Origin of the sequence: Haloarcula sp. CBA1115, from assembly GCF_000827835.1 — an archaeon.
Lineage (GTDB): Archaea > Halobacteriota > Halobacteria > Halobacteriales > Haloarculaceae > Haloarcula > Haloarcula hispanica.
In genome coordinates this window covers 2,947,877-2,969,133 of record NZ_CP010529.1, presented here as the reverse complement: position 1 = coordinate 2,969,133, position 21,257 = coordinate 2,947,877, and the positions used below count along the sequence as shown (strand labels likewise).

Genomic DNA, 21,257 nt, shown 5'->3' with positions numbered 1-21,257 from the left:
TCAGCTGTCATAAATAAAACCATTCGGTAGCGTTGCACTCGACTCAACTCGGCCCTGGGATTTACTACTGAGAAACCGTCACTGTTACCGGTTCAAATAGAACCACCAGCATACGGCGGCCGCAGGCCGCCGTTTCACGACTTCGCGGCGCGCCGCGAAGTCGCCTTTTTAGCGTAGATTTTTGGGCGGGGGTTGAGCGCTCGCCAGTGGCGAGCGCGAACCCCCCGTCGAAAAAGGTACTAGTAGAACTCGCGGACGAGATCCATCGCACCTTCAGGCGCGCCGTCGGGGATCTCGGCCATCGAGCCCTCGACGCCCTCGCGTTCCTCGAAGGGAACGGAGTCTTCGTCCTGATACAGGACGCCCATGTACTCCTTTTCGCTTTCGAGGATCTTGTCCTTGGCCTGGTCGCGGTCGGACGGGTCGTGGTCGGTCTCGTCGAGGTCGACGATGGCGTCGCGGAAGTAGTCGTAGGTGTCCACATCGTTGAACGTCACACACGGCGAGTAGACGTTGACGAAGCCGAAGCCGTCGTGTTCGACGGCCTGCTTGACGATCTCGGCGTGGCGCTGGGCGTTCGAGGAGAACGACTGCGCGATGAACGTGGCACCGGAGGCCAGCGCCAGCGCCTTCGGGTTGACCGGCGGCTGGTTCGGCCCGTCGGGCGAGGTCGAGGTCTCGAAGTCCTCGCGGCTCGTCGGCGAGGCCTGCCCCTTGGTCAGCCCGTAGATGCGGTTGTCCATCACGACGTAGCTCATGTCGACGTTCCGGCGGACGGCGTGGATGAAGTGGCCGGCACCGATAGAGTACCCGTCACCGTCGCCGCCCGAGACCATCACTTCGAGGTCCGGGTTGGCCATCTTCACGCCGATGCCCACCGGCAGGGCGCGGCCGTGGACGCCGTGAAGGGCGTAGCTGTGCATATACGTCCCGATCTTACCGGAACAGCCGATACCGGCGACGATGAAGGTGTTGTCGGGGTCGTTGCCCGTCTCTGCCAGTGCCTTCATCATGCCGTTCATCGTCCCGAAGTCACCGCAGCCGGGACACCAGGTCGGTTGCTTGTCGGATTTGAAGTCTGTGAAGCGAACGTCGGAACTCATTGTGTTGCCTCCGGGGGTGTGTCAAGCGTTTGCTTGATCTCGGTTGCCAGTTCGTCTGCTTTGAACCGGACGCCGTTGTACTTGTTGATGCGCTGGACCCGTTCGAGGACATCGTGTTCGATGACGTCCGCGAACTGGCCAGTGGCGTTACACTCGACGACGATGACGTCGTCTGCGGCTTCGATCTCCTCGGAGAGGTCCGGCCGTGGGAAGATATACGGCACCGAGAGGAACCGCACGTCGTAGCCGTCCTCCTCCAGCAGTGTCAGCCCCTCGCGCAGGGCTCCTTCGTTGGAGCCCCAGGAGATGACGAGCGTATCGGCGTCGGAGTCGCCGAACTCGCGGTAGTCGAAGTCCTCCTGCTCGCGGGCGGTCTCGACTTTCCGCTGGCGCTTGTCGACCTGCTCGATACGCACGTCCGTGTCTTCGGTCCGCCGGCCGAGTTCGTCGTGTTCGAGGCCGGTCGTCATGTGCGCGCCGTCGGTCGTCCCGGGGAACGCACGCGGTGAGACCCCGTCTGCGGCCGCGAAGTGGGCCTGGAAGCGCCCCTTCTCGTCCAGCCAGGCGTCGATCTCGTTCTCGTCGACGACCTTCCCGCGGTCGATTTCGACTTCGTCCATGTCGAAGGTGTCGGGGGAGAACGTCTGTTCCGTCACGGCCATCGCGAGGTCCGAGACGAGGAACACCGGCGTCTGGTACTTCTCGGCGAGGTTGAACGCCTCGACGGTCTTCCAGAAGCACTCCGAGACGGTCGTCGGCGCGACGACGAAGCGCGGAATCTCGCCGTGGCCGCCGTACAGCGTCATGTTGAGGTCGCCCTGTTCCTGCTTGGTCGGCATCCCGGTCGAAGGACCGGAACGCATCACGTCACAGATGACCAGCGGCGTCTCGCTGGTGGCGACAAGCCCGAACGTCTCGGTCATCAAGTCGATACCCGGACCGGACGTAGCGGTCATGGCTCGGGCACCGGCGCGGGCCGCACCGAGGGCCATGTTGATGGCGGAGAGTTCGTCCTCGGCCTGGACGACCTTGCCGCCGAACTGGTCGACGCGGCCGGTCATGTACTCCATCACGTCCGTCGCCGGTGTGATGGGGTAGCCGGCGTAGAAGCGACAGCCGGCGGCGATAGCGCCCATGCCGATGGCCTCGTCGCCGTTGAGGAGCACGTAGTCCTCGTCGGTGGTCTCCATGTCGTAGTCGAACTCGCCGTACTCCTCCTGGACGTAGTGCTGTCCCTTCCGGGCGGCTTCCTTGTTGTTCTCGACGATGGCCTCGCCCTTGTCGCCGAAGCGCTTTTCGAGGCTTTCGTCGAGGTTCTCGATGGGGAAGCCGGTGACCTCACACGCCGCACCGAGGGCGACGACGTTGAGCATGATGGCCCCACCCGCGTCCTCGGCGAGTCGTTTCAGCGGTACTTCGAGCGCCGTCGCGTCGCCGGGCACTTCCACGTCCTGCATCGTCGAGCGCTCGCCGTCGTAGATGATGACGGAGTCCTCGTGGAGCTCGTCCTCGTTCTCGTGGATCGTGCGCTCGGTGAGTGCGATCAGGATGTCCAGGCGGTCGACGACACTCTCAACCCGGTCGACTGACGTCCGTACCTTGTAGGCAGTGTACCCGCCGCGGATGCGGGAGGCGAAGTCCTTTGAGGTGAAGACGTGTCGACCAGCCCGGGAGAGTGCCTGCGCGAAAATCTTCCCGGTGGAGTCGATTCCATCGCCGGCTTCGCCGCCGATGGCCCAGTTCAGGTCCTCTGGCATTATATCCCTCGGGTAGCCAGCGTGGCAGGAAAAGCCTTCCGTAACCGCCCGCGCGCGCACTACTCGGTTTCGAGTGAATTCCGCCGTAGTTTCGAGGGAATACCGGCATAATCCCCCGTATGTGGGAAAACACCGGCAACATATGCTGGCTAACGTGAAACTCCGCGACCGTAACCCCCTTGCCCAGTCACGGCAACTCTCAGGTATGGATGAACGAGTCCTCGACGTGGTTGCCGTCCGAGATGTCGGACCGGACACCGTGGCGATCGACTTCGAGACACCGGAGGCCTTCGACGCACAGCCGGGGCAGTTCGTCAAGCTGACGCTGGGCGTCGACGGGGAGGACATCTCGCGGTTCTACACAATCTCCTCGCCGACAGTCGACGAGGCGTTCGAGATTACCGTCGGCATCGACCCCGACGGCGAGCTAGCCCCCCAACTCGGCGCGCTTGAAGCGGGCGACGGTGTCCGCATCGCCGGGCCGTTCGGGTCGGACTACTACGAAGGCGAGAGTCGCGCTGTCGTCCTCGCCGGTGGGCCCGGCGTCGGTCCAGCCGTGGGTATCGCCGAGCGCGCACTGGACGACGGCAACGAGGCTGCAGTCGTGTATCAGGACGATGCGCCGGTCCACGAGGACCGACTGGACGCGCTCGCCGAGGCCGGGGCGCTCGTCTCGGTCATCGACAGCGAGGAATCCCTGACTGAGCCAGTCGCCGACGCCATCGAAGACGGCGGCCAGGTGTTCATTTACGGCTTCGCGGACTTCCTCGACGCCGCCACGGAAGCGCTCGAAGCTGCCGGCGTCAGCACTGACGACGCGAAAGTCGAGAACTTCGGATAGGCGGTCGAGTGCCGTCCGAGCGTCGTCTCGCCGGCTGGCTATAATTCCACGATACACCGCTGGGAGCGGTGTTAGCTTTCCTCGCCGACGTCCGACGCTCGAACGGTCATCACCGGAACCGGCGAGGTTCGGACCAGTTTTTCGGCAACGCTGCCCAGCAGGTAGCGGTCGACACCCGTGCGACCGTGGGTCCCGATGACGACGAGGTCGGCATCAGTCTCCTCGATGGCGTCGAGGATGGCCCGATACGGGACACCGTGCGTGATAGCTGTCTCGACAGTCTCGACTCCCATCCCGGAGAGTCGATCGGACGCATCTCCGACAGCATCCGTCGCGACAGACTCCAGTTCGTCGACGATAACGCTCGACCCGACATCGATGCCGAGTGATCGCGTATCCACGACCGAGACGAGATGGACAGTGGCATCGGTCGCGCTTGCGAGCGCGCCCGTCGGTTCGATAGCTGCCTCCGCGCCGCTACTGCCATCAGTCGGGAGCAGAATGTCGTCGAACGAGACGGTCCCCGGCTCCGCGTCGGCTTTGACCGAGAGGACTGGTACGTCGGCGAGGCGGACGACCTTCTCGGTAACGCTGCCGAGGAGGAAGCGCCGGACACCGGTGCGGCCGTGAGTCCCCATGACGATGAGGTCGATCTCGTTCTCGTCGCCGTAGTCGAGAACCGCGTCGTGGACGACTCCCTCGCGGACCGCGGTGGTGACGGACAGGCCCTCGGTGTCGACGTGGTCGGCTTGGGACTCGATGAACGCTTCTGCTGGGGAGTCGCCGTCGTAGTCCCAGTCGTCCGTAGGCCCGTGTTCGTCGACGACCGAGAGAACGTGGACGGCTGCATCGTGAGTGCTGGCGAGCGTCGCGGCGACCTCGAACGCGCGCTCGGAACCGGGGCTTCCGTCGGTCGGAACGAGGATTCTGTCGAACATTGGGTGTCGCTATTCACCGCCGTCGGTGATAAAGTATCGTGGCTGGTACAGGAACGTGGGAGAGCGTCACTGCGACGCAGTGAGTCCGGAACAAAGCCTATAACAATCGGATGCCAACTTCTCCCATGCGCGAGGCAAGTCGGACGACGCGCCAGCGCATCGCTGACCAACTACGCGACGAAGCGATGGCCGCCGGGACAATCGCGAACGAGTTCGAAATACAGACCAGCGACGCGCTCACGCACGTAGAGCATATTTCGAAATCCCTGGAATCGACCGACGAACAGCTCCTCGTCGCGCCGCCGGAGTGCGAGGAGTGCGGCTTCACGGACTTCGACGACCTGACAAACCGACCAAGCCGGTGTCCGGAGTGTAAATGCGAAGCGGTCTCAGAGCCGGCGTACCGGATCAGCTAACCGGTACGGAGTCCCGGAGAAGCCGATTCCAGCCGCTCAGTTCCCGGAGAAGCCGATGCGACCGCGCGAGGAGAGGTCGTGGTCGCCGGACGGCCCCTGGTTTTCGAACTCGTAGCGCTCGTCGGTCAGGTAGACGACGTCGTCCTCGGTGGTAATCGAAACTTCCTCCAGAACCGCTCCTTCGCAAGGGCCGTAGTTACACAGCCCCGAATCGGATTCGAACGTCGCCCCGTGTTTCTCACACACCAGTTCCCCATTCCGAACAGTCGCCCCACTGCCTTTGTCGAGTCGGACGTCTGTCCAGTGTGGACAGTAGTTCTCGAACGCGACGACCGCGTCGGACAACTCGACGATAATCGCCTCCTTCGTGTCGAAGCCGTCGCGAACAGTGAACAGAAAGGTTCCGTCAGCGGGCACCTCGTCCAGCGCGACGATACGGCTGTCCTCGTCCATACTACGCATCCGTACGGACGTAACCCGTTTCAAACCGCCGATCCCGGCGAGTAACCGCGTGAAGCGCCACGGGCTATTCAGACGGAAACGGCACCGTGCAGTAAGAAGCGAGGCCAGAGCGCGGCCAAAGCTCTCGTGAAGTGAGCGGCCAGCGGTCACTGGCCAGGCTGTCGAGTCAGTGTCAACTGTTATCGGGGGACGCTGCGAACGCGACGCTATGGGAGATGTCGTCATTTACGGCTCGTACGGCTACACCGGCAACATCATCGCACAGGCGGCCATCGACCGGGGATTAGAGCCCGTACTGACCGGCCGGAACCGGGACGAACTCTCGACGCAGGCGATCAAACTCGGCTGTGAGTCCGAAGTCGTCGGGCTGGATGAACCCAAAGTGCTCGACGTGCTGCTCGACGACGCCGACGCCGTCGTCCACTGCGCCGGCCCGTTCAGCCGGACGTGGGAGCCGATGGTCGAGGCCTGCCTGCGAACCGGGACGCACTACCTGGACATCACCGGGGAGCTCGACGTGTTTGAGGCCATCCACGAGCGGGACAGCGAAGCACGGGAGGCCGGGATCATGCTCCTGCCTGGTGTCGGTTTCGACGTGGTCCCGACGGACTGCCTCGCTGCACACCTCGCCGACCGGCTGCCCGACGCCGACACGCTGGCGCTGGCGTTTCACGCGGAGATGGGCGTCTCGAAGGGAACCGCGAAGACGATGGTCGAACACATCGACGCAGGCGGGGCGGTGCGCCGCGACGGCCGCATAGAGCGAGTGACCGTCGGGAGCGAATCGCGCGAGATAGACTTCGGCTGGGGACACGATGGGATGAACACCGTCTCGATCCCGTGGGGCGACGTGTCGACGGCGTACCACACCACCGGCATACCGAACGTGACCGTGTACATGTCGATGCCGCCGTCGGCGGCCCGACAGCAGCGATTTGCGGGGCTGTTCGCGCCCGTACTCGGTCTCCCGCCGGTGAAAGCCACGCTCAAGTGGTTTATCGAGCAGACGACCGAGGGACCCGACGCTGAAGAGCGCGCAAGTGTGCCCAGTTTCGTCTGGGGCGAAGCCAGAACTGACGACGGCGACCGCGTCGAGTCCCGACTGCGAGGGCCACACACCTACGACCTCACGGCGGCGACGGCGGTCGAAATCACCCAGCGGGTCATCGACGGCGACGCGCCCGCCGGGTTCCAGACGCCCGCCGGCGCGTACGGTCCCGACCTCATTCTCGCTGTCGACGGTGTCGAGCGCGAAGACGTGGTGTGAACGGACTACTTCGAGGTTGGTGAGAAAGTCGGGTATATATCACAAATAAAATAGGAGCGTCGAAGTGTGTCTTCCGGGAGCCGGAAACGCGGTAGAGATAGTGGTTCAGTCCCCGTATCATCGCTATATTACTGTTCAGGTGTGATTGACTTCCGATATGTAACAAATCATATATGCCAACTATTTATTGTGATGTAGAATCTCATCATCTTTTGCGGAAAAGCATGGTAGATAACATGAGACATACCTCGGAGAGCAAATGAATCGACCCCGAATTACCGGCAGTAAGCAGGCGTCTCGGCGAACCGTTCTGAAAGGAATCGGAGTGCTCGGTGCCGCAGTATTCGGCACCGCCGCCTCAGTCGGCAGTAGCGCGGCTGTCGGCGATAGCGCGGTGTACCAGTACTACCACACAGACTGGACAGAGATCACAGCGACGCTGGAAACAGTCGCACAACAGGGCTACGACGCGATTCAGGTCCCACCGGCCCAGCGGAGCCGCCTCGACCGGAGCCATCAGAACGGCGTCACCGACCCACCGCTTGGCTATCAGCCCGTCGACCTGACGGATTTCAACAGCGTGTTCGGCACAGAGGACGAGTACGAGGCGATGGTGCAGGAGGCCCACAATCAGGACCTCGACGTCGTCGCCGACGCGGTCATCAACCACATGGCCGCAAACGACGACTTCCGGGACGCGCCGGGCATTACGTTCGCGGACCTCCCCCGGTTCAGCGAACGCGACTTCCACCCGAAAGACGACATTAACTACGACAACCCGGAATCGGTCGAGGACGACTGGCTCGTCGGGCTGAAGGACCTGAAACAGGAGTCCGCGTACGTCCGCGGCGAGTTGCAGGCCTACGTCCAGAAGTACGCGGACCTCGGCGTCGACGGTATTCGCTGGGACGCCGCCAAACACGTCCCCGAGTCGTTTTTCGCCGACTACGCGAACCAGTGGGCCGACGACCTCGATCTCTGGACAGTGGGTGAGGTGCTCGACGGCGATATCGGCGTCTGCCAAGGGTACGCCGACACGGGGATGTCCGTCACCGACTACCCGCTCTATTACACGATGAAAGAGGAGGCGTTCCACAGCGACGGCAACATGCAGGCGCTCGACGGCGCCGGCATGGTGAATCAGTCGCCGTTCCAGGCGTTTACGTTCGTTTCAAACCACGACAGCGGGCCGCCGGACTACGAGAAACTCGCGTACGCCTACATCCTCACGTACGAGGGGTATCCACGCGTGTACAGCAACCGTATCAGCGTCGACGACGACGATATCCGGAACCTCCTCTGGATCCGGAACAACCTCGCGAGCGGCGGCTCACAGACCCGCCACGTCGACCAGGACCTGTACGTCTACGAGCGAGAAGGGAACCTCCTCGTCGGCCTGAACCGTGCGAGCGGCCAGCGGAGCAAGTGGGTCCCCACGAGCTGGACGAACCAGACACTCAACGATTACAGCGGCAACGCGGGCAATATCTCGACCAACGGCGATAGTTGGGTCCAGATCACCGTTCCCGCGACAAGTTGGGTCTGCTACGCACCCGAGTAGACCGCGGACGCGGACACCAGTAAGCTGGCACGCCAGCGACCCGCGCTGGCTCGCTTTCCACTACCTTCAGCGCGATCAGTAGTACCGCTCCTCGATTCGCTCGTCGAACAGCCGCTGAAGGAGCTTCGTCATCGGCCCGCTCCCCACGGAGATACCGTCGACGGTCGAAACGGGGCGGATCTCCCACGTCGAGTTGGTGAGAAACGCCTCGTCGGCGTCACGCAGGGCATCGAGCGAATAGTGACCGGTCTCGACAGGGAAATCCTCGCCGCGAGCGATGTCCATTACCACGTCGCGGGTGACCCCCGGCAGTAGGTCCAGATCCGTACTCGGCGTCCGGAGGCCGTTGTCCGTGACGAAAAAGAGGTTGCTCGTCGCCCCTTCTGCAAGGTTCCCGTCCGTGTCCCGGATGAGACACTCGTCGGCTGGTTCGCCGCCAGCGGCGGCCTTTCGGAGTTCGAGCCGGCCGAGAATCCCGTTGAGGTAGTTGTGGGTCTTCGCGTCCGCCGGGACGGCCTCGCTCGGAATCCGCCGGGTCCGGACCGTCTGGACCGACGCCGGCTCGTCCCAGACGCACTCGCCGTTGAGCCCGCCCCTCGGGAGCCCCTTGCAGATGACGACGACCGTCGGGTCGACATCGCTCCCCGGCGTGAGCTTCCCGGGCTGGACGCCCCGCGTGACCGACAGCCGGACGTACGCCTCGTCGAGGTCGTTGGCCGCGAGCGTCTCGTCGACGCGCTCCCGGAGGTCACCAGGCACGGCGTCGGCAAACCCCAGCGTCTCGGCCGTCCGCTGGAGGCGCTCGCGGTGGGCGTCCCACCGGAACGGCTCGCCGCCGTAGGCCCGGAGCGTTTCGAACGCCGCGTCGCCGTACATGAACCCGCGGTCGCGCACTGACACCGTCGCCTCGTCTTCGGGGACGAGGTCGCCGTCTACGTGGTATTGCATAGCAGGCAGAAGTTCTCGATCATGGTCTTGCCGTGGTCGGTCAGAATGCTTTCGGGATGGAACTGGACGCCGATGTGCGGGCGGTCGCTGTGGCGGACGCCCATGACGACCTGGGACTCGTCCGTGCCGTCGGCGGTGGCAGGTTCGGACGAGTCTGGCGTCTCTGTGGCTCCGTCGGCATCGTCGTGGCCAACAGTGTACGCCGTCTCAGTCAGCACGTCGGGAAGGTCCTCGCGGTCGACCGCGAGCGAGTGGTACCGACCCACCTCGACGGGGTCCGGCAGGTCTTCGAACACGCCTGTTCCGTCGTGGGTAACCGACGACGATTTGCCGTGGACGACCGCCTCGGCGTGGCCGACTGGCGCGCCGTTGGCCGCACACAGCGCCTGATGACCGAGACAGACGCCCAGCGTCGGGTAGTCCAGCTCCTCGAAGATCGGCATCGAGACGCCCGCCTCTTCGGGCGTCCCTGGCCCCGGCGAGACGACGATGCCGTCGGGGTCCAGTTCGCGGATACCCTCGATGTCGATGGCGTCGTTGCGCCGGACGATGACGTCGTCCTCAGTCCCGCCGAGTCGGAGGACCACCTCGCCGACGTACTGGACGAGGTTGTACGCGAACGAGTCGTAGTTGTCGACGACCAGCACGGTCGGAGCCAGCGAGTCCGCCGTCGGGCCACCCGCGGCGTTGGTGTCGCTATCGTCGCTGCCGTCGCTACCACGGGAGCCGCTCATTGCTGGTCCTCCATCGCCAGGTCGACGCGTCTCCCCAGCGCTTCGTCGACGGCGTTGACCAGCGCACAGCCCTTGTCAAGCGTCTCCTGATACTCGCTGTCCGGGTCCGAATCGTGAACGATGCCCGCGCCGACGCGGAGGTGGTACTCCTCGGCGTACCGGACCAGGGTCCTGATGACGATGTTCAGCGTCGCCCGGCCGTCGAAGCCGAACAGGCCGATAGAGCCGGTGTACGGCCCCCGTCGCGTGGCCTCAACCTCGTCGATGATCTCCATCGTCCGGGGTTTCGGTGCGCCGGTGATGGTGCCGCCGGGGAACACCGCGGCGATGGCTTCCTGCAGGGACGCGCCGTCACGGAGTCGGCCCTCGACGACCGAGACGAGGTGCATCACCTCTGAGTAGCGGTCGACGCGGCGGTAGTCAGACACTTCCACGCTCCCGAATTTGCTCACTTTCCCCAGGTCGTTGCGCTCCAGATCGACGAGCATCGCGTGTTCGGCCCGCTCCTTCCCGTCGTCGAGCAGGTCCGCTTCCAGTCGGTCGTCAGCGTCGGGCGTCTCGCCCCGCGGGCGGGTGCCAGCGATGGGTTCGGTCTCGATACGGTCGCCGTCGCGGTGCAAGAGGAGTTCCGGGCTGGCGCTGACGAGGTCAACGCCAGGGAACTCAAGCAGGGCAGAGTACGGTGCGGGGTTCACAGTTCGAAGCGCGTCGAACGCCTCGACGGGATGGACTGCGGCGGGTGCGCGGAGACGCTGTGAGACGTTCGCCTGAAACGTGTCGCCGTCGCGGATGTACTGCTTGACCGTTTGGACTCGGTCAGCAAATGACTCGCGCGTGCAGTCACTCTCGAAGGTTGCTTCATCGGTCTCGACCGGCGGATCCTCGACACTGGGGTCGCCCTGTGCCGCTGCCCGCGCCAAGTCCAGCGCGTGCTGCTTGCCGAACTCGTAGGCCAGTTCGGGCGTCTCAAAGTCGTCGACCCGCGGGCAGGCTGTCACGCGCAGCGTCACCGACTCACCGCGGGGTTCCTCCCAAGCGGCGAAGCGGTCGTAGCGGGCCACCTGCAGGTTTGGGAGCGCGCGGTCGGCATCGGCGCTGTCGGGCAGTGACTCCAGTTCCCGCGCCACGTCGTAGGAGAGCCATCCAACGGCTCCGCAGGGATACGGTACGTCGCAGTCACCACGGACCAGCCGCTCGCCGTCGAGAAACTCAGTCAGTGCGGCGAGGGTCCCGCCAGCTCGGGGGTCGACCTCGCGGAAGTCCGCCGGAGCGGTCCCGAAGTAACCCCACCCCGACTGGCCGCCGGTCGTCGCCAGATACACGCCGCCAGTTTCGTCGCGCGCCCGACGATAGGCGAGAAACGGGTCATCGACGTCCACTCGAACCTCGACAGGGACGCGCGCCGCTGGATGCGCGTCGGCCGCAAGGTCGGTGAACGTGGTCCGGTCGGTTTCGACCGATTGCATTACCGAACGAAAACAGTGCGGCGACTAATTCCCTTGCGGTTCGGCGCAAAAAGACGGAACGTCAACGGTTTCAGAAGTCTTCGGCCCGCTCGATCCAGCCCGAAACGCGGCTCTCTGAGAGGTCGGTGTCTGCGGCGATGTCCGCTGCATCCGCAGCGGCCAGTTCGCCCACCGTCTCGATACCGATATCGGCGAGTCGGTCGGCGTAGGCGGGACCGATACCCTTTATTTCCGTGACTGGGGCAGTACTTTCCTCGTCCTCAGTCTCGGCATCAGCCTCGGCCGGTTCTTCGTCAGCGGTGGCCTCCGAGTCGCTGGCTTCGTCGTCGACCACTGGTTCTTGCTCGGACCCTGCTGGAGAAGCATCGGTCGCAGATGTCGATTCGTCGTCGGTCGCAGTCGGTGACGCCGCAGTCTCCGACTCGGCCGTCTGAGCAGATGTTGCACTCCCATCCCCTGATTCAGTCCCGGCCCCGTCCGCGGTATCGGATGTGTGGGTCTCGGTAGTCGTCGCGGTGTTCGTCCCCTTCACAGCGTCTTCGTCTTCAGTAGAAGGCTCTCGCTCGACGGTCACGTCCACGTCGCGATTGGTTCCCGACGTGGATGACCCAGTCCCGTCAAGCCCGAGGGCAGATTTCAATTTCTGAAGCAGACCCATACATGAACGTATTTATCCCCAACACAAATCTCTTGCTGGTGACCGCTCCGTTACAAGTGTTCGCGCAATCGGCCGTTCATCCTGTCTACAGGTGCGTCCTCGCCAGTCCAGCGTTCAAACGCTTCAACCCCCTGATACAGGAGCATCCACGCGCCGTCAACTGTCGTCGCGCCAGCGGCTGCCGCGTCCTGTAGCAGACGAGTCTCTATCGGCGTGTACACCGCATCGAGCACCGCGAGGTCGCCGTGCAGCGCGTCAGCGGGGACCGGCGTCTCGTCTTCCTCCATGCCGACGCTGGTGCAGTTGACGAGGATGTCGGCGTCTGCGAGCAGGTCAGCGAGCGAATCGAGGCCGTGGCCCGTCGCGTCCGGGACGTCCTCGGCCAGCGCGTGCGCCTTAGATTCGGTTCGGTTTGCTATCCGCACCGACAGCCCCTCGTCGGCGAGGCCGAACGCGACTGCGCGTCCCGCGCCGCCGGCCCCGACGACGACAGCAGTGCCGGACAGCGAGACGTCGTGGTGTGCCAGTGCTCGGACCGCGCCGACGGCGTCCGTGTTGTAGCCTGTCGGCGTCTCACCCGCGAAATCAATGGTGTTGACCGCGCCGATGCGCTCGGCGAGCGGCGCGGGGTCGACGGCGTTGAGTACGTCCTGCTTGAACGGGATGGTAACGTTGAGGCCGTCGATTCCGAGCGTCTCCGCCGCTTCGACGGCTTCGGCACCGGCGTCAGCCGACGGTTCGAACGTGACGTAGCGCGCGTCAAGTCCCAGTGCCTCGTAGCCCGCCTCGTGCATCGGCGGCGACAGCGAGTGCCCGACCGGGTTCCCGATGAGTCCGTAAACGTCCATACCAACGCCAGCGCGCCCCGGTCGTATGAACGCCACGCTCTGTGGGAAGCACGGTCTGCAGCCGACACTTTCGCAAGCTTTTCAGCCAGACCCAGCCACACTTCCGACAGTGAGTCGTTTTCGCCATCCACTGATGCAAGTCGCAGTCGCGCTGGCCCTGACTGTCGGCTGGATTTACCTATTTATCTCCGGCATTGAGGTCGGGAACGTGACCACCGTCGCGGTCAGTGGGCTCGCCGTCCTCGGGGCGTCGTTCCTCTTGGCCTGGGGCGCTGAAACCGCCGAGAAAGACGTACCGAGGGCGTTCGCTATCGCCGTCCTCGCCATTCTCGCCGTGGCTCCCGAGTACGCCGTTGACGCGCTGTACGCCTGGAACGCCGGGGCTGGTGGGGCGACGACGGAGGCCTGTCGCCAGTTCACGGCGGCAGAAATCGAGTCCGCAAGCGGGGGGCTCGCTCGCGCCTGTCACGACGCGAACCTCGCGATTGCGAACATGACCGGCGCGAACCGCATCCTCATCGGTATCGGCTGGGCGGGTATCGCCGTGTTCACCGTCTGGCGCGCCGCAAAGACACGGGACCCCGCAGTCACGAAACGCGACGGCTTCCTGAAAGACGCCGTCCAGCTGGACACCGACATCGCAACCGAGATCTCCTTCCTCTTTCTGGCGACGCTGTGGGCGTTTCTTGTCCCTCTCGGCGGCGGTATCGGTATCTTCGATACGCTGTTTCTGGTCGGCCTCTACGTCGCGTACATCGGCCTCGTGCTCAAGTCCGATATCGAACACAGCGAGCACACCGTCGGCGTCCCAAAGTACTTCCAGGAGTGGTCGCTGCCGTGGCGGCCACTCGTCGTCTTGGCGTTGTTTGGCTACTCCGGCGCAATGATTTTCACCGCGGTTGAGCCGTTCGCCCACGGTCTCGAAGAGATCGGTGTCGCGAACGGGATTCCCGAGTTCTTCATGATCCAGTGGGTCGCCCCGCTGGCCAGTGAGTCACCTGAGCTCATTGTCGTCGCCGTGCTGGTCAACAAGGCCCGCTCGACGGCGGGGTTCAACGCCCTCATTTCCTCGAAACTCAATCAGTGGACGCTGCTCATCGGGACCATCGCAGTGGTGTACTCCATCGCACTCGGCGGGTACGGCGTCCTGCCGTTCGACGCCAGACAGGGCGCGGAGATCTGGATTACAGCGGCCCAGTCCTTCTTTGCGCTCGCCATTCTGGTCAACTTCGAGATCAGTATCCGGGAAGCAATCGGGCTGTTCGCGCTGTTCATCTCGCAGGTGGTTCTGGAGTTCGCCATCATCAGGGACCTTCTCGCTCTGCCGATATCGAGTCACGACCTTCTGCTGGCGTATACAGGGCTGTACGTCCTCCTCGGGGTCGGACTGTTCGTCCAGCGCCGCGAAGCGCTGAAACACCTGCTTGGGCTGGCCGGTGACGCCGTCCGGTCCGCGGTGGGTCGTGAACCGGTCCATCTGGAGAACGCCGATTGATGCTCGGAATCGTTGTCTCACACGCCGACGCGGCATCGATGCACATCGGAGAGCACCTGCGCTCATTGCGGGACTGGGAAACGAGCGTCGACGAAACGCGGCCCGACGACGAAGGCGGCGGTACGGTGTACCAGATTGACAGCGTGGAACTCCGCGAGTTCGAGGCGTTACATCTGGACATCGAAAACGTCGCGGCAGCGTTCGACGACCCGGACCTGCTGGTGTTCGCCTCAAAACACGCCGGCGAGACGGACGAGCTCCTGACAGCCCACCACACCGGAAACTTCGGTGTCGCGGAGTACGGCGGCGAAGACGGGCAGTTCGCCCGCGCCTGTCCCGGGGCTCACAAGGCCGTGGTGTCGGCACTCCAGCGCCACGCTCCGCCGGACTACGAAGTCGGGATGGAGTGTACGCACCACGGCCCGACAGCAGTCGGTGTCCCGTCGATGTTTGTCGAGGTCGGCAGTGCGGAGCCACAGTGGGAGGACCCCGACGCCGCCGAAGCCGCCGCCAGGGCGATACTGGACCTCGCCGACGAGCCGGCCGACAAGCCGCGGGAAAACGGGACGCGCCGCCACCTCCTCGGCGTCGGCGGCGGCCACTACGCCCCGCGGTTCGAGCGGGTCGTCCGCGAGACGGACTGGGCGGTCGGCCACATCGCCGCCAACTGGTCGTTGGACGCGCTGGCGGAGTGGGCCGACAGCGACGCGGAGCGCGACACAGTGCTCGACCGCGCCTTCCGGGCCAGCGCGGCCGACTACGCTCTCATGGAGGGCGACCGGCCGGACCTCACGGCCGCCATCGAGTCGCTGGGCTACCGCGTCGTCAGTGAGACGTTCGTTCGGGAGACGACCGGTGTCGACCTGGGCCTCGTCGAGACGCTGGAAGACGCTGTCCGGCCGGTCGACGATGGTCTCAGGTTCGGAGAGCTTGCGTCCGGGTACGACGGGGAATGGACCGTAATCGACCTCCCGAACGAGCTTATTTCCGACGTGCGCGGCGTCGATAGCGAGGCACTGCGTGAGACTATCGAACGCCAGTCCATCGCGTACGCGACCGAGCAAAACGGGACTGTCCTCACCGGACCGATTGTCTGTCCGGCGGCGACAGAAATAGAAGCGGTCGTCGAACCGCTGGTCGAAATCCTCGAACGGCGCTTCGACAGCGTCGACTGGACCGCGGACGAACTGGTCGCCCGGGAGACGGCGTTCGACCCGGACCTCGCACGAACGGCCGGTATCCCCGAAGGGCCCAAGTTCGGGAAACTCGCCTCGGGCCAATCCGTCGAAATCGACGGCGAAGAGATTGACCCGGAGCGGTTCCAGCGCGAGCGTATACGTCGATATACGCTGTGAACACTGGCGCGTCAGCCGGTAAAACTATGACTCAACACGTCAGACGTGCGTCAGACGTAGGGGGAAAACTAATAACTGTTCGTCTGCAAGGGGGTTTTAAATTATGGATTCGATAATTGACGACGCTATCGACGAGGCAGAACAAGACGGGGAGGACGCGGCTGGCGGAACTGTCGACGAAACGACATCGACGCCGTCTCAAGACATGTCCACGTCCGGGACGATGTCCGACGAGGAACTGGCAAGCGTCGTCAAGGACCTGGAAACGAAGATCACGGTCGTCGGCTGTGGCGGTGCTGGCGGGAACACGGTCACCCGGATGATGGAGGAGGGCATCCACGGGGCCAAACTCGTCGCCGCAAACACCGACGCACAGCACCTCGCCGACGAGGTGGCCGCCGACACCAAGATTCTCATCGGCCGCAAGCGCACCGGCGGCCGCGGCGCGGGTTCGGTCCCGAAAATCGGCGAGGAGGCCGCCCAGGAGGACATCGAGGACATCCAGCAGTCTATCGACGGCTCAGACATGGTGTTCGTCACCGCAGGTCTCGGCGGCGGCACCGGCACCGGCGCGGCCCCGGTCGTCGCACAGGCCGCGCAGGAAGCCGGCGCACTCACCATTTCTATCGTCACGATTCCGTTTACCGCGGAGGGTGAACGCCGCCGTGCCAACGCCGACGCTGGCCTCGAACGACTCCGTTCGGTCTCCGATACGGTCATCGTCGTGCCGAACGACCGCCTGCTGGACTATGCGCCGTCGATGCCGCTGCAGGACGCGTTCAAGATTTGCGACCGTGTGCTGATGCGCTCGGTCAAGGGCATGACCGAACTGATCACCAAGCCCGGCCTCGTCAACGTGGACTTCGCCGACGTTCGGACCATCATGGAGAACGGCGGTGTCGCGATGATCGGCCTCGGCGAATCCGACTCCGAGAACAAGGCACAGGACTCCATCCGCTCGGCGCTCCGCTCGCCGCTACTTGACGTGGAGTTCGACGGTGCGAACTCCGCGCTCGTCAACGTCGTCGGCGGCCCCGACATGAGCATCGAGGAAGCCGAGGGCGTCGTCGAGGAGATCTACGACCGCATCGACCCCGACGCTCGCATCATCTGGGGCGCGTCGGTCAACAACGAGTTCGAGGGCAAGATGGAGACGATGATCGTCGTCACCGGCGTCGAGAGCCCGCAGATATACGGCCAGAGCGAGGCCGAACAGGAGAAGGCCGCCCAGCAACTCGGTGAAGACATCGACTACGTCGACTGAACTGCCTCGTTGTCTCAGTTTTCTGACTCTCCCTAGCTGCCAGTAAATGAATTTATCTCCACACGTTTGCTATCATAAATGATACTCTCGCCGAAAAGCGTTTATCCGGAAATTCTAACTCTCTTCGCATGTACTCAGATTCGAGGCGTAATGTTCTCAAAAAGTGTCTGGCCGTTGGGAGCTTGGGACTCTCATCCGGTTGTCTCGGTTCTCTGAGCGGAGGCAGTGACACTGTTCAGTTTGGTGCACTCCTCCCACTCAGTGGTGCGCTCGCCCCACTCGGACAACACGGCAAGCGCATGGTCGAGCAGGCAGCAAGCGACGTCAACGCCGCCGGTGGTATCGGCGGTAACGACGTCGAAGTGACCATTCTTGATACCGAGGCGAACGCCGAAACCGCGGTAGAGCAGTACGGATCACTCGTCGACCGTGGTGTCATCGGCTTCGTCGGCGGCCTCGTCAGTGATGCGTCGCTCGCTCTCGCTCCGGAAGCAGCCAGCGACGAAATCATGGAGGTCAGCCCCGCCAGTACTGCCCCGCAGCTATCGACTGCCGGCCGGGCCAACGGCCGGAAATACTTCGGCCGAACAGTGCCGAGCGACGGGACGCAAGCGGTGGTAATGGCGAAGGCCGTCGACGACCCGCTGTACATCGATGCGGACTCCGTCGCGTTACTGAGCATCGACAACTCCTTCGGTGCCGGACTGGCGGACGCACAGCGTGAGGCACTGAACGCCGATATCGTCGCCGATATCCGATATGACCCGTCGTCGGAATCGTTCGACGACACGCTCGCAGACGTGTTCCAGAACGACCCTGATGCCGTCAGCTTCACCAGCGTCTCCGGCCAGGAGCGCGGTATCCTTGATGCGTACAACCAGTCGGAGTACGACGTTCCATGGGTGCTGTCTGCGGGGATGTTCGGCGGTGACCTCCCGTCGTACTACGACGGGTTCTACAGCGCGTCGCTGTCCTCTGCGCGAACGCAGGCGTACTTCGAACTGGTCCGCCGGCTCCCGGATATCGATGATCCCCGAGCGTACTCGGTCAACGCGTACGACGCGCTGTTTTTGATGGCGTGTGCCGCCGAACAGGCCGGCGAAAGCAGCGGTCCGGCAATCGCCGAGACCATTCAGTCAGTCTCCGGCGGGTCTGGACACACTGTCTCTGTCGGCGACTTCGGTCGTGTTCGGTCACTCACTGAAGCAGGCCGGGCAGTGAATTACCAGGGTGCGTCCGGCAGCGTCGACCTGACGGCTGACCTCGAACCGCTGAGTTCGTACCTGATCGAGCGGGTCACTAACGGGTCAGTCGAGTCGCTGGAGCTATTGCAACCACAGTTCTTCAAATCGGGAGGGTCCCGATGAGTTCGCTCCCGAGCCGGCTGGTTCAGGCAACGGAGCGTGCGCTCCCTGACGTCATTCGGCGTCGGTACGCGGCGAAGTTCGGCGTCCTGTTGCTCGGCGTGGTCGTCTTGCTCGCACTCGGTGGGGCAGCCATCAACCTCGAAACGGGGGCGCTAGTTGAGTCACAGACAGAGGATCAAATCCGCGGTGTCGCGGAGTCCCAATCGAGTTCCGTCTCAACTTGGGTCTCGAACAAGCAGTCGACAGCGTCGTTTCTCGCGGCGTCTATCGGTGATCGGTCCGAGTCCACCTCTGACAGAGAACACCAGCGGTGGCTCGAACAGAAGCTCATTGGGTTACCGGGAGACGTCCGGGCGCTTCATTACGTCGACGCCGCTGACGGTACAGTCACCGCCAGCACCGACGACGAACTGAACGGCGTCGCACTGAGCAACGTCGACGATCCGTGGACCGACGCGAGTGGTGCAGTCGTCTCGTCGGGTCCGACGGGCACGTCCGAAGCGTACAAGAGCAGTAACGAATCGGTTATTGCGTTCGTCCAGCCTGTCTCCGGCAGCGACGAATACGTCGTGCTGACGGCGTCGCTCGAAGCGCGCTCCCACGAGTTCACGTCACCGTTTGCGACCGGCGACGTGAAGGTCGTCGGGTCGAACGGACAGATCATTCTCGACAACCGGAAGAGTTCTATTCTCGAAGAGTACGCAGCGACCGGGGACGCGACCGACACGAGCGTCGAAGCAGCACTGAACGGCGAAACCGGCTACAAGTCCGTCTCCGCCAGAACGGGCATGGAAGACGGCCAGTACGTGATGGCGTACACGCCGGTCACCGGCACTGAGTGGGCGTTGCTGTATCACGTCCCGCAGGACCGCGCGTTCGCCCTGCAGTCGGCTGTCTCCGAGAACATCGCGCTCCTGCTGGCGCTTGCCGTGGGGGCACTGTTCGTCGTCGGCGTGACAATCGGGCGCGGAACCGCGAACGCGCTCTCCCGCGTGGCCGAAAGCGCCGAGGACATCGCCGCCGGTGAGATCAACAGCACCCTCCCCGAGACCACGCGCGTCGACGAGATGGGGCAACTGTACGACTCATTCGCGTCGATGCAGACGTACCTGACGACCGCTGCGAACCAGGCCGACGCGCTCGCTGACAAGCGGTTCGACGACCCGGCGCTCGACGAGAGCATCCCCGGTGAGTTCGGCGCGGCGCTGGAGGAGATGGGCGAGGACATCCAGACGTTGATTACCGACGTCGAAGCCGCCAGAGACGAGGCGGAGGCGGCGAAGGAAGACGCCGAGGCGATGGCGTCCGCCCTCGAAGCGAAGGCGGCCGAGTTCAGCGACGTGATGGACAAGTCGGCGGCCGGGGACCTCACCCAGCGGATGGCCACCGACAGCGACTACGACGCGATGGTCGACATCGCAGAGAGCTTCAACGAGATGATCACGGAGCTCGAACGGACGGTCAACCGCATCGAAGGGTTCGCCGGAACCGTCGACAGTTCGACGGAAACGATCTCCGCGAGCGCACAGGAAGTGCGGTCGGCTAGCGAGTCGGTGAGCGAGTCGGTGCAACAGATCGCCGAAGGCGCTGACGAGCAAAACCGGAACATCCAGCAGGTGAGCGACGAGATGACCGACCTGTCGGCGACTGTCGAGGAAATCACCTCGTCGACCGACGAAGTCGCGTCGAAGTCCCAGCAGGCCGTCAACGACGGCGAGTCCGGCCGCGAATACGCCGAGCAGGCCGCCGCCGAAATCGAGGCGCTCGAACGGAAGTCCACCGAAGCTATCGAACAGGTGGAGTCCCTCGCAGAGGAGATGGAGCGCATTGGCGAAGTCACGACGCTCATCGACGAAATCGCGGAGCAGACGAACATGCTCGCGCTCAACGCGAACATCGAAGCCGCTCGGGCCGGTGAGGCGGGCGAAGGGTTCGCCGTCGTGGCCCGCGAGATCAAGACGCTCGCCGAGGAAACCCAGGAAGCGACGACCGATATCGAGTCGATGATCGACGACATTCGGTCCCGGACCGACACCACTGTCGAGGACATGCAGGAGATGGGTGAGAGCGTCGACACCGGGAAGAAAACGGTCGAAAACGCGACCGACTCGCTGACCAGTATCGTCCAGCAGGTCAACGAGGCAAACGACGGCGTCCAGGCTATCAGCGACGCGACCGACGAGCAGGCGGCTTCGATGGAAGAGGTCGTCTCGATGGCCGAGGAAGTCGGCTCGATCAGCGAGGAGACGTCCGCCGAGGCCGAGAACGTCGCCGCGTCCGCCGAGGAACAGACGGCGTCGATCACGGAGGTCACCGAGAAGATACAGTCGCTCTCCAGTCAGGCGACAGACCTCAAGGAGCTCATCGACCAGTTCGAAACCGGCGATGCCGGTGACGGCAGTGAACTGGGAGCACACGGATCGGACGGGACTGCGTTGACCGACGACTAACCGACGAGTTCGGAACGCCCGTTTCGGCCATCGCTTCGCTCTGTCGACTACTTTTTTCGACGGTGTACCCAAAGCGCTCTGTGAGAGGTGCGGACTCGTCGCCGCGCACCACAATATAGAAAAGCCACCAGTGGGTACGACCCGCTATGGACGTTCCATACGATCTCACCTCCTACATCCGCGTACTCAAACTGGCGAGTACGCCGTCGTGGGAGGAGTTCTCCCAGATCGCGAAAATCGCCGGCGCGGGCATCGCGCTGGTCGGACTGCTCGGGTTCATCATCTTCGCCGTGATGACCTTCATCCCTGGCAGCAAGCCGGTGTAAA

The 21,257-nt window shown here is 63.8% G+C and carries 19 protein-coding genes; 10 read left to right on the top strand and 9 right to left on the bottom strand.

The window, feature by feature from the left end; translation table 11 throughout:
- Positions 1 to 239 precede the first annotated feature (239 nt).
- Both SG26_RS14810 and SG26_RS14805 read right to left on the bottom strand, forming a co-directional pair.
- Complete coding sequence (locus SG26_RS14810) at positions 240 to 1,103, bottom strand: 2-oxoacid:ferredoxin oxidoreductase subunit beta (protein ID WP_014040224.1); 864 nt, start codon at positions 1,101 to 1,103, stop codon at positions 240 to 242.
- On the bottom strand, positions 1,100 to 2,860 hold the full coding sequence (locus SG26_RS14805) for a 2-oxoacid:acceptor oxidoreductase subunit alpha (RefSeq protein ID WP_050037985.1): 1,761 nt from the start codon (positions 2,858 to 2,860) through the stop codon (positions 1,100 to 1,102). The genes SG26_RS14810 and SG26_RS14805 overlap by 4 nt, the downstream gene beginning before the upstream one ends.
- 205 nt (positions 2,861 to 3,065) lie before the next feature.
- On the opposite strand from SG26_RS14805, the gene SG26_RS14800 reads away from it, so the two are divergent.
- Entirely contained in the window at positions 3,066 to 3,701 is a 636-nt protein-coding gene (locus tag SG26_RS14800) for an FAD-dependent oxidoreductase (RefSeq protein WP_050037984.1), read from the top strand.
- Positions 3,702 to 3,772: 71 nt separating this feature from the next.
- Here SG26_RS14800 and SG26_RS14795 read toward each other — a convergent pair whose 3' ends face one another.
- A complete protein-coding gene (locus tag SG26_RS14795; protein WP_050037983.1) occupies positions 3,773 to 4,639 on the bottom strand; it encodes a universal stress protein in 867 nt (288 codons plus the stop codon).
- Positions 4,640 to 4,764: 125 nt separating this feature from the next.
- Between SG26_RS14795 and SG26_RS14790 the strand changes: the two genes are divergently transcribed.
- Positions 4,765 to 5,055 (top strand): transcriptional regulator, encoded by a 291-nt coding sequence (locus tag SG26_RS14790; RefSeq protein WP_004592932.1) that lies wholly within the window; start codon positions 4,765 to 4,767, stop codon positions 5,053 to 5,055.
- A gap of 36 nt (positions 5,056 to 5,091) precedes the next feature.
- Here SG26_RS14790 and SG26_RS14785 read toward each other — a convergent pair whose 3' ends face one another.
- Complete coding sequence (locus SG26_RS14785; protein WP_050037982.1) at positions 5,092 to 5,508, bottom strand: Rieske 2Fe-2S domain-containing protein; 417 nt, start codon at positions 5,506 to 5,508, stop codon at positions 5,092 to 5,094.
- A gap of 217 nt (positions 5,509 to 5,725) precedes the next feature.
- Between SG26_RS14785 and SG26_RS14780 the strand changes: the two genes are divergently transcribed.
- Positions 5,726 to 6,784: a trans-acting enoyl reductase family protein gene (locus SG26_RS14780; RefSeq protein ID WP_050037981.1), complete on the top strand. Its 1,059-nt coding sequence runs from the start codon at positions 5,726 to 5,728 to the stop codon at positions 6,782 to 6,784.
- Positions 6,785 to 7,043: 259 nt separating this feature from the next.
- Positions 7,044 to 8,345, top strand: coding sequence for an alpha-amylase domain-containing protein (locus SG26_RS14775; protein WP_014040218.1), 1,302 nt, complete (start codon positions 7,044 to 7,046; stop codon positions 8,343 to 8,345).
- A 75-nt stretch (positions 8,346 to 8,420) separates the two neighbouring features.
- Here SG26_RS14775 and SG26_RS14770 read toward each other — a convergent pair whose 3' ends face one another.
- The 5 genes from SG26_RS14770 to SG26_RS14750 all read right to left on the bottom strand — a co-directional run bounded on the left by SG26_RS14770 (position 8,421) and on the right by SG26_RS14750 (position 12,999).
- Complete coding sequence (locus SG26_RS14770) at positions 8,421 to 9,293, bottom strand: aminotransferase class IV (protein WP_050037980.1); 873 nt, start codon at positions 9,291 to 9,293, stop codon at positions 8,421 to 8,423.
- Complete coding sequence (locus SG26_RS14765; RefSeq protein WP_014040216.1) at positions 9,278 to 10,027, bottom strand: aminodeoxychorismate/anthranilate synthase component II; 750 nt, start codon at positions 10,025 to 10,027, stop codon at positions 9,278 to 9,280. Before SG26_RS14765 ends, SG26_RS14770 begins: the two co-directional genes overlap by 16 nt.
- Complete coding sequence (gene pabB, locus SG26_RS14760; protein ID WP_050037979.1) at positions 10,024 to 11,493, bottom strand: aminodeoxychorismate synthase, component I; 1,470 nt, start codon at positions 11,491 to 11,493, stop codon at positions 10,024 to 10,026. Before pabB ends, SG26_RS14765 begins: the two co-directional genes overlap by 4 nt.
- A 70-nt stretch (positions 11,494 to 11,563) precedes the next feature.
- Positions 11,564 to 12,151 (bottom strand): helix-hairpin-helix domain-containing protein, encoded by a 588-nt coding sequence (locus SG26_RS14755; protein ID WP_050037978.1) that lies wholly within the window; start codon positions 12,149 to 12,151, stop codon positions 11,564 to 11,566.
- A 50-nt stretch (positions 12,152 to 12,201) separates the two neighbouring features.
- Positions 12,202 to 12,999 carry a shikimate dehydrogenase gene (locus SG26_RS14750; RefSeq protein WP_050037977.1) on the bottom strand — a complete coding sequence of 266 codons (798 nt, stop codon included), beginning with the start codon at positions 12,997 to 12,999 and terminating at the stop codon, positions 12,202 to 12,204.
- A 133-nt stretch (positions 13,000 to 13,132) separates the two neighbouring features.
- Here SG26_RS14750 and SG26_RS14745 point away from each other — a divergent pair, with 133 nt between their 5' ends.
- The 6 genes from SG26_RS14745 (at position 13,133) to SG26_RS14720 (ending at position 21,256) form a co-directional block, all read left to right on the top strand.
- Entirely contained in the window at positions 13,133 to 14,494 is a 1,362-nt protein-coding gene (locus SG26_RS14745) for a sodium:calcium antiporter (RefSeq protein ID WP_007190461.1), read from the top strand.
- Positions 14,494 to 15,849, top strand: coding sequence for a D-aminoacyl-tRNA deacylase (locus SG26_RS14740; protein ID WP_050037976.1), 1,356 nt, complete (start codon positions 14,494 to 14,496; stop codon positions 15,847 to 15,849). The genes SG26_RS14745 and SG26_RS14740 overlap by 1 nt, the downstream gene beginning before the upstream one ends.
- A gap of 103 nt (positions 15,850 to 15,952) precedes the next feature.
- Complete coding sequence (gene ftsZ / locus SG26_RS14735; protein ID WP_004592941.1) at positions 15,953 to 17,113, top strand: cell division protein FtsZ; 1,161 nt, start codon at positions 15,953 to 15,955, stop codon at positions 17,111 to 17,113.
- A gap of 128 nt (positions 17,114 to 17,241) precedes the next feature.
- A complete protein-coding gene (locus SG26_RS14730; protein WP_228841561.1) occupies positions 17,242 to 18,480 on the top strand; it encodes an ABC transporter substrate-binding protein in 1,239 nt (412 codons plus the stop codon).
- Positions 18,477 to 20,930, top strand: coding sequence for a methyl-accepting chemotaxis protein (locus SG26_RS14725; RefSeq protein WP_050037974.1), 2,454 nt, complete (start codon positions 18,477 to 18,479; stop codon positions 20,928 to 20,930). The genes SG26_RS14730 and SG26_RS14725 overlap by 4 nt, the downstream gene beginning before the upstream one ends.
- 146 nt (positions 20,931 to 21,076) lie before the next feature.
- Positions 21,077 to 21,256: a protein translocase SEC61 complex subunit gamma gene (locus tag SG26_RS14720; protein WP_004592944.1), complete on the top strand. Its 180-nt coding sequence runs from the start codon at positions 21,077 to 21,079 to the stop codon at positions 21,254 to 21,256.
- Position 21,257 lies beyond the last annotated feature (1 nt).

Excerpts from the sequence above, each read along its gene's own strand:
- SG26_RS14810 (WP_014040224.1), bottom strand. The coding sequence starts at position 1,103 with ATGAGTTCCGACGTTCGCTTCACAGACTTCAAATCCGACAAGCAACCG.
- SG26_RS14805 (WP_050037985.1), bottom strand. The coding sequence starts at position 2,860 with ATGCCAGAGGACCTGAACTGGGCCATCGGCGGCGAAGCCGGCGATGGA.
- SG26_RS14800 (WP_050037984.1), top strand. The coding sequence starts at position 3,066 with ATGGATGAACGAGTCCTCGACGTGGTTGCCGTCCGAGATGTCGGACCG.
- SG26_RS14795 (WP_050037983.1), bottom strand. The coding sequence starts at position 4,639 with ATGTTCGACAGAATCCTCGTTCCGACCGACGGAAGCCCCGGTTCCGAG.
- SG26_RS14790 (WP_004592932.1), top strand. The coding sequence starts at position 4,765 with ATGCGCGAGGCAAGTCGGACGACGCGCCAGCGCATCGCTGACCAACTA.
- SG26_RS14785 (WP_050037982.1), bottom strand. The coding sequence starts at position 5,508 with ATGGACGAGGACAGCCGTATCGTCGCGCTGGACGAGGTGCCCGCTGAC.
- SG26_RS14780 (WP_050037981.1), top strand. The coding sequence starts at position 5,726 with ATGGGAGATGTCGTCATTTACGGCTCGTACGGCTACACCGGCAACATC.
- SG26_RS14775 (WP_014040218.1), top strand. The coding sequence starts at position 7,044 with ATGAATCGACCCCGAATTACCGGCAGTAAGCAGGCGTCTCGGCGAACC.
- SG26_RS14770 (WP_050037980.1), bottom strand. The coding sequence starts at position 9,293 with ATGCAATACCACGTAGACGGCGACCTCGTCCCCGAAGACGAGGCGACG.
- SG26_RS14765 (WP_014040216.1), bottom strand. The coding sequence starts at position 10,027 with ATGAGCGGCTCCCGTGGTAGCGACGGCAGCGACGATAGCGACACCAAC.
- pabB (WP_050037979.1), bottom strand. The coding sequence starts at position 11,493 with ATGCAATCGGTCGAAACCGACCGGACCACGTTCACCGACCTTGCGGCC.
- SG26_RS14755 (WP_050037978.1), bottom strand. The coding sequence starts at position 12,151 with ATGGGTCTGCTTCAGAAATTGAAATCTGCCCTCGGGCTTGACGGGACT.
- SG26_RS14750 (WP_050037977.1), bottom strand. The coding sequence starts at position 12,999 with ATGGACGTTTACGGACTCATCGGGAACCCGGTCGGGCACTCGCTGTCG.
- SG26_RS14745 (WP_007190461.1), top strand. The coding sequence starts at position 13,133 with ATGCAAGTCGCAGTCGCGCTGGCCCTGACTGTCGGCTGGATTTACCTA.
- SG26_RS14740 (WP_050037976.1), top strand. The coding sequence starts at position 14,494 with ATGCTCGGAATCGTTGTCTCACACGCCGACGCGGCATCGATGCACATC.
- ftsZ (WP_004592941.1), top strand. The coding sequence starts at position 15,953 with ATGGATTCGATAATTGACGACGCTATCGACGAGGCAGAACAAGACGGG.
- SG26_RS14730 (WP_228841561.1), top strand. The coding sequence starts at position 17,242 with ATGTACTCAGATTCGAGGCGTAATGTTCTCAAAAAGTGTCTGGCCGTT.
- SG26_RS14725 (WP_050037974.1), top strand. The coding sequence starts at position 18,477 with ATGAGTTCGCTCCCGAGCCGGCTGGTTCAGGCAACGGAGCGTGCGCTC.
- SG26_RS14720 (WP_004592944.1), top strand. The coding sequence starts at position 21,077 with ATGGACGTTCCATACGATCTCACCTCCTACATCCGCGTACTCAAACTG.